This window comes from Agrococcus sp. SL85 (assembly GCF_026625845.1).
Lineage (GTDB): Bacteria > Actinomycetota > Actinomycetes > Actinomycetales > Microbacteriaceae > Agrococcus.
Window position 1 is genome coordinate 703,145 of the sequence record NZ_CP113066.1, and the last position, 13,960, is coordinate 717,104.

Sequence of the window (13,960 nt, forward strand, 5' to 3'; positions counted from 1 at the left end):
CCTTGGGGCGGGGAGTCGGGGTCAGAGCATCAGGCCGTGGCCGGGGCCGAACGGCAGGCCGGCGAGGCCCCACACGAGCAGCTGCAGCAGCCAGACGACGAGGATGACGATCGTGAAGGGCAGCACGAGGCTGAAGAGCGTGCCGAGGCCGCCCTTCGGCGCCCAGCGCTGCATGAGGCCGAGGATCACGGGCAGCATCGGGTTCATCGGCACGAGCGGGTTCGTGGCCGAGTCGGCGATGCGGAACGCGGCCTGCACGGCGGCGGGGTCGATGCCGTTCAGCATGAACATCGGCACGAAGATCGGGCCGAGCAGCGTCCACAGCGCTGAGCCGCTCGCGAGCAGCAGCGCCGGGAGGATCACGAAGAGGCTGAAGAGCAGCAGGCCGCCGACGCCGTCGAGGCCCGCGGCGCCGAGCGCCTCCGCGCCGCTCGTCGCGACGAGCAGGCCCAGCTTCGACCACGAGAACCAGGCGATCGCCTGCGCCGCCGTGAAGATGACGACGATGAAGGGCACGAGCTCCTTCACCGACTCCACCATCATCTCCGGCACCTGCGACCAGCGTGTAAGGGTGCCGGCCGCGAGGCCGTAGGTGACGCCGACGACGAGGAAGAACAGCAGCAGGAGGATCGGCAGGCCGTCCATGAACGGCGAGCGCAGCAGCTGGCCGCCCTCGCCCTGCAGGGGCGAGCCGGGCACGAGCGCGGCGGTGGCGACGAGGCCGAGGAAGACGACGACGGCGATGCCGGCGGCGATGAGGCCGCGGCGCTCGGCGCGCTCGAGCGGCTTCGTGTCGTCGGCCTCCGCCTCACCCCTCCAGGGGCCGAGGCGCGGCTCGAGGAAGCGCTGGCAGGTGACGGTGATCGCGATCGCGAGGATCACGAGCGACACCGACATGAAGTACCAGTTCGCGAGCGGCGTCACCTGCGCGTCGGGGTCGACGATCTGCGCGGAGGAGGTCGTGATGCCCGAGAGCAGCACGTCGGTGCCGGCGATGATGACGTTGGCGCTGAAGCCCGCGACGACGGCCGCGTAGCTCGTGATGAAGCCCGCGAGCGGGTGGCGGCCGGCGGCGAGGAACGCGGCGGCCGCGAGCGGCGGGATGATCACCATCGCCGAGTCGGAGGCGAGGTTGCCCATGAGGCTCACCACCACGACCACGACCGTGACGAGCGAGCGGGGCGCCGCGAGCACCGCGCCGCGCATGAAGGCGCTGAGGAGCCCCAGGCGCTCGGCGACCCCGATGCCGAGCATGACGGTGACGATGAGGCCGAACGGCGGGAACGCGACGAAGTTGTCGATCGCGCTCGTGAGCGCGTAGACGGCCCCCTCGGGCGAGAGCAGGCTCTGCACCGGCACGACCTCGTCGGTCGCGGGGTCGAGCGTCGTCGCCCCCGCCGCGGCGGCGATCGCCGAGGCGACGGCGACGAGCCCGGCGAGGATGAGGAAGAGGTAGAAGGGGTGCGGCAGGCGGTTGCCGACGCGCTCGATGCCGCGCAGCATGCGGCCGGTGAGCCCCGGCGCCTCGGCGAGCGCGAGCCCGGCGTCGCGGGTGGCGCGGCCGTCCTCGGTGGTGGTCATGGTGCCCCTCTCCGGTGGTCACGGGCAGGGAGGGCCCGGATGTGCGTTGCCGTCAAGGATGCGGTTCCGGTGTTGCGCGCATGTGACATCGGATGATCCCGGCTCGGATCCGCGGCAGGATGTCCGATGTGGACCTCACCGCCCCTGATCCCGCGCACGCGCTGTCGCATTCGGACCTCGCCCTCATCGAGGCGCTGCAGCGCGACCCCCGTGCGCCCTGGGCGCAGGTGGCGGCGGCGATCGGCGTCTCGGCGCCGACCGCGCGGCGGCGCTGGGAGCGGCTGGTCGAGGCGGGCACCGCGTGGATCACGACCTACCCGGGCATCGGCGCGGGCCTCGTCTCGGGGCTCGTCGAGGTGCGGTGCCGGCCGGGCACCTCGGACGCGGTCGCGGCCGCGCTCTCGGCGCATCCGCGCATCGTGACCGTCTCGGCGCAGACGGGCGAGCGCGACCTCGGCCTCATCGTCTTCGCGGAGGACCTCGAGGAGCTGCGCCGGATCGTGCAGCGCGACCTCGGCGCGCACGCGGACGTCGTGGGCGTGCGCTCGTCGATCATGACCCGCGTCTTCCGCGAAGGCTCCCACTGGCGCGCCGGCGTGCTCGACGGGCCCGACCGCGGCGTCGGCGCCGGCCCCGCCTCCGGCGCCACCCCGCCGCTCTCGGCGCCGGGCACGCTCGCCGTGCTCGGCGCGCTCGAGCGCGACGGCCGCGCCCCCACCGCGCGCATCGCGGCGGCGCTCGGCACGGGCGAGGCGCACGCCCGCCGCACCGCGCACCGGCTGCTGGCCTCGCGCCGCATCGTGCAGCGCGTCGACGTCACGCTCGACCAGCCGCACTGGCCGCACTCGCTCGCGCTGTGGATGGTGGTGCCGGCCGCGCAGCTCGACGAGGCCGCGCGCCGCATCGGCGACCTGCCCACGACCCGACTGTGCGCCGCGCTCGCCGGCGGGCCCTCGAACCTCTACGCGATCGTCTGGCTGCGCTCGCTCGAGGAGGCGGCCGAGATCGAGGCGCAGATCACCCGCGGCCTCACCGTGCGCGTGCTCGATCGCAGCCTGCTCCTGCACTACTACAAGCGCCTCGGGCACACCTTCGACGACGCGCGCCGGCGCTCGGGCCAGGTCCCCTGGGCCGTCGCCGGCTGAGCGGCGAGCCCGGCGGCCCGCGCAGCGCGTCGCCGGGCGAGCACGGCGGAGGCCCCGGGATCGCTCCCGGGGCCTCGCGTCGTCGTGCGGGTCAGACCTCCCGGCGTCGACGGCCGAGCAGCAGCGCACCCGCCGCCGTCAGCGCCATGCCGAGCGCCAGCACCAGGAGCGGCACGTCGCCGCCCGTGCGGGGCAGGTCGTCGTCATCGCCGCCGGGCTGGCCCGGCTGGCCCGGCTGGCCGGGCTCGCCCGGCTCCTCCGGCTGGCCGCCGACCGCGGCGTAGGTGACCGTCACCGTCGCCGAGGTGCGGTTGCCCGCGCGGTCGGCCACCCGGTACTCGATCGGCGTCGGGTCGCCCTCGAAGTCGGCCTCGGGCGTGAAGGTGATCGCGCCCGTCGCCGGGTCGACCGTCCACGTGCCCTCGCCGTCGACGACGACCGTGGTGCCCCACTCGCCCGTGGCCGGGTCGAGCAGCTCGACCGTGGTCGGGTCGAGGTCGCCGAGGTCGTTCGCGAGCGGGTCGACCGTCACCGACGTGCCCTGCGCGTTGTCGAGCGACGCGTCGTCGTTCGCCTGCGGCAGGTAGGTGATGGTCACCGTGGCTCGGGCCGTGTCGCCCGTGGCGTCGGTCGCCTGGTAGGCGATCGGCGTCGGGTCGCCCTCGAAGCCGGCCTCCGGCGTGAACGTGATCGCGCCCGTCGCCGGGTCGACCGTCCACGTGCCCTCGCCCGGCACGACGAGCTCGGTCACGAGCTCCTCGCCGTCGACGATGCGCACGCTCGCCGGGTCGAAGTCGCCGAGGTCGTTCGCGAGCACCGGGACGGTCACGGCCGTGCCGCGCTCGTTGCCGAGCGAGGCGTCGTCGACCGCGGTCGCGCCGTACGTGATCGTCACCGTGGCCTGCGCCGTCTCGCCGTCGGCGTCCGTCGCCTGGTAGGCGATCGGCGTCGGGTCGCCCTCGAAGCCGGCCTCCGGCGTGAACGTGATCGCGCCCGTCGCCGGGTCGACCGTCCACGTGCCCTCGCCCGGCACGACGAGCTCGGTCACGAGCTCCTCGCCGTCGACGATGCGCACGCTCGCCGGGTCGAAGGCTCCGGTGTCGTTCGCGAGCACGTCGACCGTCACCGCGGTGCCCTGCTCGTTCGCGAGCGACTCGTCGTCGTTCGCCACCGGCGTGTAGTCGACGGTCACGGTCGCGGCGACGACGTCGCCCGAGCGGTCTGCCACCTGGTAGCCGATCGGCGTCGGGTCGCCCTCGAAGCCCTCCTCCGGCGTGAAGGTGATCGCGCCCGTCGCCGGGTCGATCGTCCACACGCCCTCGCCCGCCACGGCCAGCGGCTGACCCGCGGGCAGCGCAGCGCCCGTCGCCGGGTCGACGATCGCGACCGTGGCCGGGTCGAGGTCGCCGGTGTCGTTCGCCAGGACGTCGACCGTCACGGCCTCGCCGATGGTGTTGCCGAGCGACTCGTCGTCGGCGGCGGCCTGCGGGTAGTCGATCGACACCTCGGCGCGGGTCGGGTCGCCGGAGCGGTCCTCGACCTCGTAGCCGATCGGCGTCGGGTCGCCCTCGAAGCCGGCCTCCGGCGTGAAGGTGATCGCGCCCGTCGCCGGGTCGACCGTCCAGGTGCCCTGGCCGGGGACCACGAGCTCCTGGCCCGCCGGCAGCCGCTCGCCCGTGGCCGGGTCGATGATCGCCACCGTCGCCGGGTCGAGGTCGCCGCGGTCGTTCGCGAGGACGTCGACCGTGACCGGCTGGCCGATCGTCTCGGCGGTCGCCGCGTCGTCGGCGGCGACGGGCAGGTAGCCCACCGTCACCGTGGCGCGGTCGGTGTCGCCCGACCCGTCGGAGACCTGGTACTCGATGGGCGTGGGGTCGCCCTCGAAGCCGGCCTCCGGCGTGAAGGTGATCGCGCCCGTCGCCGGGTCCACCGTCCACGTGCCCTCGCCGGGCACGACCAGCTCCTGGCCCGCGGCCAGCGGCTCGCCCGTCGCCGGGTCGATGATCGCCACCGACGCCGGGTCGAGGTCGCCGCCGTCGTTCGCCAGGACGTCGACCGTCACGGCCTCGCCGATGGCGTTGCCGAGCGACTCGTCGTCGATCGCGGTCGCGAGGTAGCCGACCGTCACCGTCGCCTGCGCGACGTCGCCGGAGCGGTCCTCGACCTGGTAGCCGATCGGGGTGGGGTCGCCCTCGTATCCGGCCTCGGGTGTGAACGTGATCGCGCCCGTCGCCGGGTCGATCGTCCACGTGCCCTCGCCGGGGACCACGAGCTCCTGGCCCGCGGGCAGCGGCTCGCCCGTCGCCGGGTCGATGATCGCCACCGTCGCCGGGTCGAGGTCGCCGCGGTCGTTCGCGAGGACGTCGACCGTCACGGCATCGCCGAGGGCGTTGCCGAGCGACTCGTCGTCGACCGCGATCGGCAGGTAGCCGATCGTGACCGTCGCCTGCAGCACCTCGCCGGATGCCTCGGTGACCTGGTAGTCGACCGGGGTCGGGTCGCCCTCGAAGCCGTCGGCGGGGGTGAACGTGATCGCGCCCGTCGCCGGCTCGATCGTCCACGTGCCCTCGCCGTCGACGACGAGCGCCTCGCCGGCGGGCAGCGCCTCGCCCGTCGCGGGGTCGACGAGCGCCACGGTCGCCGGGTCGAGCTCGCCCACGTCGTTCGCGAGCGCGTCGACCGTCACCGCGGTGCCGATCGCGTTGCCGAACGACTCGTCGTCGAGCGCCGCAGCGGCGTAGTCGACGGTCACGGTGGCACCGGTCCGGTCGCCCGAGGCGTCCTCGACCACGTAGCCGATCGGCGTCGGGTCGACCTGGAAGCCCTCGGCGGGCGTGAAGGTGATCGCGCCCGTCGCCGGGTCGATCGTCCACGTGCCCTGGCCGGGGACCTCGAGCGGCGCGCCCGGTGCGAGGGGCTCGCCCGTCGCGGGGTCGACGATCGCGACCGTCGCGGGGTCGAGGACGCCCGCGTCGTTCGCGAGCACGTCGACCGTGGTCGGCTCGCCCGCGGCGTTGCCCCGCGACTCGTCGTCGACCGCGACCGGCAGGTAGGTCACGGTGACGGTGGCCTGCGCCGTCTCGCCCGAGGCGTCGGCGGCCTGGTAGCCCACGGGGCTGGGGTCGCCCTCGTAGCCGGCGATGGGCGTGAAGGTGATCGCACCCGTGGCCGGGTCGATCGTCCACGTGCCCTGGCCGAGCACCGTGAGCGGCGCACCGGGCTCCTGCGGCTCGCCCGTCACGGGGTCGATGAGCGCCACGGTGCCGGGCAGCAGGCCGCCCTGGTCGTTCGCGAGCACGTCGACCACGGCGGGGGCGCCGATGGTGTTGCCGTCGAGGCGGTCGTCGGCCGCGACCGGCACGTAGCCGACCGTGACCGTCGCGGTGGCGGTGTCGCCGGAGGCGTCGGCCGCCTGGTACTCGATGGGCGTCGGGTCGGCGGTGAAGCCGTCCTCGGGCGTGAACGTGATCGCGCCCGTCGCCGGGTCGACCGTCCACGTGCCCTCGCCGGGCACCTCGAGCGGCGCACCCACGGCGAGCGGCTCGCCCGCGGCCGGGTCGATGATCGCGACCGTCCCCGGAAGCAGCGAGCTCGCGTCGTTCTCGAGCACGTCGATCGTGACGGGCTCGCCGATCGTGTTGCCCGTCGACGCGTCGTCGGCCGCGACCGGGACGTAGTTCGCGACGACCTCGGCGCCCGTCACGTCGCCGCTGGCGTCCTCCACGACGTAGCGGATCGGCGTCGGGTCGGCCTCGAAGCCGTCCTCGGGCGTGAACGTGATCGCGCCCGTCGCCGGGTCGACCGTCCACGTGCCCTCGCCGGGCACCTCGAGCGGCGTACCCGGGGCGAGGGGCTCGCCCGTGGTCGGGTCGACGATCGCGACCGTGCCGGGGACGAGGCCGCCGGCGTCGTTCGCGAGCACGTCGATCGTCACCGGCTGGCCGATGGGCGTGTCCGCGGAGCGGTCGTCCTGGGCCTCCGGCAGGTAGTTGGCGACGACCTCGGCCGACACGACGTCGCCCGCCGCGTCCTCCACCTGGTAGCGGATGGGCGTGGGGTCGCCCTCGAAGCCGTCCTCGGGCGTGAACGTGATCGCGCCCGTCGCCGGGTCGACCGTCCAGGTGCCCTCGCCGGGCACCTCGAGCGGTGCGCCCGGTGCGAGCGGCTCGCCCGTGGCCGGGTCGATGATCGCGACCGTGCCGGGGACGAGGTCGCCCGTGTCGTTCGCGAGCACGTCGATCGTCACCGGCTGGCCGATGGCCGTGTCGGCGGAGCGGTCGTCGGCCGCGGCCTGGGCGTAGTCGATCTCGACGGTGGCGCGGCCGGGCGTGCCGGACTCGTCGCGCACCTCGTAGTCGATCGGGGTCGGGTCGGACTCGAAGCCCTCCTCGGGCGTGAACGTGATGTCGCCCGTGGACGGCTCCACCGTCCACGTGCCCTCGCCGGGCACCTCGAGCGGTGCGCCGGGAGCGAGCGGCTCGCCCGTCGTCGGGTCGATGATCGCGACGCTGCCGGGCACGAGGGCGCCGGCGTCGTTGGCGAGCACGGGCACCGTCACCGTCGTGCCGGGCACGATCGGCTGACCGTCGACCTCGGTGACGAGGTCGTCCTGCGCGGTCGGCGCGTAGTCGACCGTGACCCGGCCGCCCGTGACGTCGCCCGAGCGGTCCTCGACGACGTAGTCGATCGGGGTCGGGTCGCCCTCGAAGCCGTCCTCCGGCGTGAAGGTGATCGCGCCCGTCGCCGGGTCGATCGTCCAGACGCCCTCGCCGGGCACGACGAGCTGCGCGCCGGGGGCGAGCGGCTCGCCCGAGGCGGGGTCGACGATGGCGACGGTCGCGGGGTCGAGGTCGCCCGCATCGTTCGCGAGCACGTCGATCACGACCGGCTGCCCGATGGTGCCGGGCGTCGCGTTCGCGTCGTCGGCGCCGAGCGGCCGGTAGTTCGCCGAGATCGTGGCCGTCACGGTGTCGCCCGTGACGTCGGTGATCGAGTAGACGACAGGGGTCGGGTCGCCCTCGAAGCCGTCGGCGGGCGCGAAGGTCGCGCTGTCGGTCTCCGCGTCGTAGCTCCACGTGCCCTCGCCCTCGACCACCAGCTGCTCGACGAGCGCGCCGGAGCCGGGGGTGACGAAGCGGAAGGTCGTGGCGTCGAACTCGCCCGTGTCGTTGCCGAGCACGCCTGCGGCCACGGCGATGCCGCCGACGAGCGCGTCCTCGCCGGTCACGGGGTCGACCGCGACGTCGTCGGTCGTGGAGGGCACGTAGGTCACGGTGACCGTCACCGGGCTCGTGAGCGAGCCGGAGCGATCGCGGACCACGTACTCGATGATCGTGGGGTCGACGAGGAAGCCGGCCTCCGGCGTGAACGTGATCGCGCCCGTGGCCGGGTCGATCGTCCACTCGCCCTCGCCGGGCACGACGAGCGGCGCGCCGTCGGCGAGCGGCTCACCCGTGGCGGGGTCGACGATCGCGACCGTCGTGGGGTCGAGGACGCCCACGTCGTTGCCGAGCACGTCGACCTCGACCGCCTCGCCGATCGTGTTGCCGAGGTCCTCGTCGGCGACGGCCGCGGGGGCGTAGTCGACGGTGAGGCTCGTGCGCACCTGGTCGCCCGAGAGGTCCGAGACCACGTACTCGATGGTCGTCGGGTCGCCCTCGAAGCCGTCCTCGGGCGTGAAGGTGATGGCACCGGTGGACGGGTCGATCGTCCAGACGCCCTCGCCGGGCACGACGAGCTGCGCGCCGGGGGCGAGCGGCTCGCCCGTGGTCGGGTCGACGATCGCGACCGATGCGGGGTCGAGCACGCCGCGGTCGGCGCCTCGGTCGTCGCCCAGGATGTCGACGACGACCGGCTCGCCGATCGCGCCGTCGACGATGGTCTTCGGGAAGACCTCGGGCACGACGTTGACGCGCACCTCGGCCGTGGTGGTGTCGCCCGAGAGGTCGGCCACCTGGTAGCGGATGGGGCTCGGGTCGCCCTCGTAGCGCTCGATGGGCGTGAAGACGACCTGGCCGCCGACGACGCTCCACTCGCCCTGGCCGAGCACGACGACGGTCTCGCCGGCGGCGAGCGGGTCGCCCGAGACGGGGTCGATGAGCACGAGGCTGGCCTCGTCGAGCTCGCCGCCGTCGTTCCCGAGCACGTCGACCGTCACCGTCTCGCCGATCGCGTTGGGCGACGAGAGGTCGTCCTGCGCGAGCGGCACGTAGTTGGCGCTGATCGTGCCGCGCACGACGTCGCCGGTCACGTCGGTGACCTCGTACTCCACCGGGCTCGGGTCGCCCTCGTAGCCCTCGGCGGGCGAGAACGTCGCAGCGTCCGCCGCCGCGTCGTACGTCCAGGTGCCCTGGCCGTCGACGACCAGCACCTCGACGAGCGCGCCGGTGCCGGGCGTGACGAAGCGGAAGGAGTCGGCGTCGAAGACGCCCGTGTCGTTCGCGAGCACGCCGGGCGCGACCGCGTCGACGCCGATCACGGCGTCCTCGCCGGTGGCGGGGTCGACGGCGACGTCATCGGTCGTCGTCGGCACGTAGCGCACGTCGATCGACGCCTCGGCGGTGGCGCCGTCCTCGTCGGTCGCGCGGTACTGCACGATCGTGGGGTCGACGAGGAAGCCGTCCTCGGGCTGGAAGGTGACCGTGCCGGCCGCCTGGTCGATGACCCACTGGCCCTCGCCGGGCACCACGAGCGTCTCGCCGGCGGCGAGCCAGGTGCTCGTCGCCGGGTCGAAGAGCTCGATCGAGGTCGGCAGGAAGGGGCCGCGGTCGTTCTCGAGGACGGGCACGACGACGTCGTCGCCGATCGTGTTGCCGTAGTCGGCGTCGTCGACGGCGATCGAGACGTAGTCGATCTCGATCGTGCTGCCGGTCTCGCCGCCAGGGCCGCTCACGACGTAGTCGACGGGCGTCGGGTCGTCGAGGAAGCCCTCCTCGGGCACGAACACCACGCCGGTGCCGGGCACCCAGGTCCACTGGCCCTCGCCGGGCACCGTGAGGGGCGCGCCGGGCGCGAGGGGATCGCCCGTGGCCGGGTCGACGAAGGCGAAGGTGTCCGGGTCGACGGTGCCGCGGTCGTTCGCGAGCGGGTCGACCGTGGCGCTCTCGCCGGGGACCTGCGCGCCGAGCGAGTCGGGCTGCGCCTCGGGGGCGTAGACGACGGTGACGGTGCCGGTGGCCTGGTTGCCCTGGGCGTCCTCGACCACGTAGTCGACCGGCGTCGGGTCGCCCTCGAAGCCCTCGGCGGGCGTGAAGGTGACGTCGCCCGTGGCCGGGTCGATCGTCCAGGTGCCCTCGCCGTCGACGACGAGCGGGGCGCCCGGCGCGAGCGGGTCGCCCGTCGTCGGGTCGACGAGCGCGACGGTGCCGGGCACCGCGCCGCCCTGGTCGTTGTCGAGGATCGGCACGGTGACGGGCTGGCCGAGCGTGCCGGGGACCTCGTTCTGGTCGTCCTGCGCGCCGGGCGCGTAGTCGACCGTCACGGTCGCCGAGGCGCGCACGCCGTTGAGGCCGGCGACGTCGTACTCGATGGGCGTGGGGTCGCCCGAGAAGCCGTCCTCGGGCGTGAAGGTGATGGCGCCCGTCTCGGGGTCGACCGTCCACGTGCCCTCACCGGGCACGCCGTAGGTCGTGGTGGGCGCGCCGCCGCCGGGCGGCAGGATGCGGACGGTCGTCGGGTCGACGGTGCCGTCGTTGCCGACGACGTCGACGACGGCCGGGCTGCCGATCGCGACGGGGCCCTCGGTGTCGTCGACGGGAGCCGGGGCGCTGCGGTCGGGCGTGACCTCCTCGGTCGCGGTGTCGTCGAAGTCGCCCTGCTGCGTCGTGTAGTCGAGCGTGGCGGTGTTCGAGATGGTGCCCGTGCCCTCGAAGTCGGCGGCGGTCGCCGGACGGGTCGCGGTGCAGCTCATGCTCGCGCCGGGGTTCAGCGTCGACGGCTGCGCGGGCGTGCAGGAGAGGGCCGAGAGGCCGGGCATCGGGTCGGCGATCGTGACGCCCGTAGCAGGCACGTTGCCGGTGTTCGACGCGGTGAGCGTGTAGGTGATGGTCTGGCCGATGGCCGTGACGACGTCGGGCGAGGCCGACTTCGAGAGCTCGACCTGGCTGATCGCCTCGACCGTCGTGAACTGGCAGGTCACGTTCTCGCCGATGCCGTCGGTGCGCTCGGGCACCGTGAAGCTCGCGGTGTCGCCGAAGCCGCTCGAGACGACGGTGCCGTCGCGGGTGGTGCAGGTCCACGCCTTGGCGTAGTCGGAGTCGGGCGTCACGTTGTCGGGGGCGGGCGTCTGCACGACCTCGATGTCGTCGCCGGGCAGCACGATGACGGGTCCGGCGGTGCCGTTCTCGGTGCCGCCCGTGGTGCCGGGGCCGCCGTCGGGGATCTGGCCGCCGCCGATGGTGACGACGTGCTCGTCGGGCAGCGGGGTGCCGGGCGGGTCCTCGATGGGCGTCTGGTCGATGACGGCCGAGACCGAGTAGGGCGTGGCCGAGGAGGCGAAGTCGGAGACGCCGAGCGTCGTGGCGCCCGCGCGCACCGCGGTCGGGCTCGCCGAGCCGCCGGAGAGCGGCAGGCGGTCGCCGCTCGAGGGGTGCACGCGGGAGATGCCCTGGTTGCTGCCGAGGTAGAGGTAGCCGTCGGTGCCGAAGGCGATCGAGTTGACGGCCTGCTGCGGGATGGCGTCGCCGAGCGGGGAGACCTGCAGGTTGCCGCTCGTGATGCCGCCGGTGACGCGGTAGAGCTGCGCGCCCGGGCTCTCGGTCGCCGCGCCGGCGACGACGTAGAGCGTGCCGCCGTTGCCGAAGGCGAGGTCGCCGTTCGCCCCCGGTGCGCCCTCGAGGGTGACCGAGATCGTCGTGGGGCTCAGCGTGTTGGTGCCCGCGTCGTACGTGCGCAGGTTGAGCGTCGTGCCGTTCATCGAGCCGAAGACGTACGAGTTCGTCGCGGGGTCGAAGCCGCCCATCGTCTGGCCGCCGATCCCGTCGTTCGGCACCGTCGTCGTGTTCGTCCGGGTCTCGGTGGCGAGGTCGTACTCGACGAGCTGGAACTCGGTCTGCCCCGTGCGCACCTGGCGCTCGATCCAGAACGCGGTCGCGCCGCGGGCCGCGGGCGACGTCGGGCTCGTCGAGATCGCGAGCTGGTTGATCGTGGTGACCTGCGCGGGCGAGGGCGCGATCGTCGTGCCGCCCGCCGTCGTCACGAGCGTGGCGGCGCCGGAGGCGGTGTTGATCCGGTAGACGTCCTTTCCGGCGGTGGCGTACACGAAGCCGGCCGCGTTGAGCGGCGGCGCCGCGTTCGCCGCGGTCGGCGCCGTCACCGAGACGGCGACGAGGCCGCCGGCGACGAGGAGCGTCGACAGCGCCCCTGCCAGCAGTCGCTTGGCACCCGTGAGGGCGCGACGGGACGAGGATCGGTCTGCTGCGTGTCGCACTTGTGACTCCGTGCTCAGGGACTCGTAGGGCTCGAACCGAAGCGAGGGTCAGGGCACGCGACGATCAACAAGCATCAGAGTAGACAAACTTTCCGATTGCGCACCAGGGTGTGTCGCCCAGTGACGGGGTGTACCGTTCGCTCGCGAAGCGGAGCCGGAACCCGGATCCATCACAGCTGAGCGGAGGCCGGCCGCGCGACGCGGCCGGGCCTCCGCCTCCGGTCCGTCAGCCCTCGGACGGCGCCGGCATCGCCGCGACGGCCGACTCCTCGGCCCCGGCACCGGCGGCCCTCCCCGGCCGTCGGAGGCGCGCGCGACGGCGGCGCCCGCGGCGCTCCCCTGGGCGTTGGCGTTGATCACCTGCTGCAGGTCGATGCCCGTGGCGTCCTTCATCATCTGGGTCATCGATGCCATGTTGCCCACCATGTCGCTCGTGAGGCGATTGGTGCCGTCCGTCGACACCACCGTGATGCTCGAGGAGGCGTAGGCCTTCGCGAACGCCTCGGCCACCTGCGGGAGCACCTTCATGAGCTCCTGCGCGAGCACGACCTGGCCGTTCTCGTCGAGCGCCTTCGCGCGCGCGGCGATCGCGTCGCCCTCCGCGATGCCTCGCGCGCCGATCGACGCCGCCTCGGCGCGACCGCGCGCCTCGGTGGCCACGGCCTCCGCCTCGCCCTCCGCCTTCGCGGCCTCTGCCGCTGCGATGCGCGCGGTGCGCTGCGCGTTGCCTCGGGCCTCGGTGACCGAGGCCTCCGCGGCGCCCTCGGCCTTCGAGGCCTCGGCGCGCGCCTCACGCGCCGTGCGGTCGGCGTTCGCCTCCGTCGCCCGCGCCTTCGCGTTCGCCTCCGCGGTGACCTGGATGCGGTACGACTCGGCGTCGGCGACCTTGCGGACCTCGGCGTTCAGGCGCTGCTCCTTGAGCTCCGTCTCGCGCTGCGCGGTGATCTCCTCCTGCTGCACGATCGCCTGTCGCTGCACGGCGTCCTCGAGCGGCTTCGCCGCCGAGGCCTGCGCGAGCGCCTTGTCGGTCTCGGCCTGCACGGCCGCCTCCTGCAGCTTCAGCACGCGGTTCGCCTCGAGGATCTGCTTCTTCGCCTCGATGGACGCCTGCTCGGACGCCTTCTGGGCCTCCGTGTTCGCGATCGCCGCCGCGCGCTGCACGGCCGCCGACTCGGGCACGCCGAGGTTGGCGATGTAGTTCTGGTTGTCGTTGATCTCCTGGATCTGCAGGGTGTCGACGACGAGCCCCTGCTTCGTCAGCGCATCCTCCGCCGCCTGGAGCACCGCATCCGCGAGCGCCTTGCGGTCGTGGATGATGTCGAGCACGGTGAGCTGCCCGATGATGCCGCGCAGCGAGCCCGAGAGCACCTCCTGCGTCGACGACTCGATCTCCTCCTGCTGCGACAGGAAGCGCTGCGCGGCGTTGCGGATCATCTCCTCGCTGCCGCCGACCTTGATCACGGCGACCGCCTGCGCGTGGATCGTGATGCCGTTCTTCGTCTGCGCCGTGGTGTTGAAGAGCAGGCGCCGCGACCGCAGCTCCATGACGAAGGCCTTCTGCACGAACGGCAGCACGAAGACGCCGCCGCCCGTCACGACCTTCTGGCCCGACAGGTCGGCGATGTCCTGGCCCGCGGCGTCCTTGATGTACCGGCCGCGGCGGCCGGTGACGATGATCGCCTCGTCGGGCTCGGCGATCCGGTAGCGGCGGATGACGATCGAGACGAGCACGATGACGACGAGCGCGCCCGCCGCGATGAGGCCGACGGTGGGCAGGAGGGCGAAGGGGTCCATGGGGGGCTCCTCT

4 protein-coding genes are annotated in these 13,960 nt (G+C 73.8%); 1 reads left to right on the top strand and 3 read right to left on the bottom strand.

The genetic code is table 11. The features are described from left to right. Positions 1-21: 21 nt before the first annotated feature. Positions 22-1,581 carry an AbgT family transporter gene (locus tag OVA14_RS03385; RefSeq protein WP_267504884.1) on the bottom strand — a complete coding sequence of 520 codons (1,560 nt, stop codon included), beginning with the start codon at positions 1,579-1,581 and terminating at the stop codon, positions 22-24. Positions 1,582-1,709: 128 nt separating this feature from the next. Here OVA14_RS03385 and OVA14_RS03390 point away from each other — a divergent pair, with 128 nt between their 5' ends. Next, on the top strand, positions 1,710-2,726 hold the full coding sequence (locus OVA14_RS03390; RefSeq protein ID WP_267504885.1) for an Lrp/AsnC family transcriptional regulator: 1,017 nt from the start codon (positions 1,710-1,712) through the stop codon (positions 2,724-2,726). A 91-nt stretch (positions 2,727-2,817) separates the two neighbouring features. On the opposite strand, the gene OVA14_RS03395 is transcribed toward OVA14_RS03390, so the two are convergent. Together OVA14_RS03395 and OVA14_RS03400 are read right to left on the bottom strand one after the other, a co-directional pair. Then, on the bottom strand, positions 2,818-12,153 hold the full coding sequence (locus tag OVA14_RS03395) for an Ig-like domain-containing protein (RefSeq protein WP_267504886.1): 9,336 nt from the start codon (positions 12,151-12,153) through the stop codon (positions 2,818-2,820). Positions 12,154-12,201: 48 nt separating this feature from the next. Further along, positions 12,202-13,947 carry a flotillin family protein gene (locus tag OVA14_RS03400; RefSeq protein ID WP_267504887.1) on the bottom strand — a complete coding sequence of 582 codons (1,746 nt, stop codon included), beginning with the start codon at positions 13,945-13,947 and terminating at the stop codon, positions 12,202-12,204. Between the last annotated feature and the right edge of the window lie 13 nt (positions 13,948-13,960).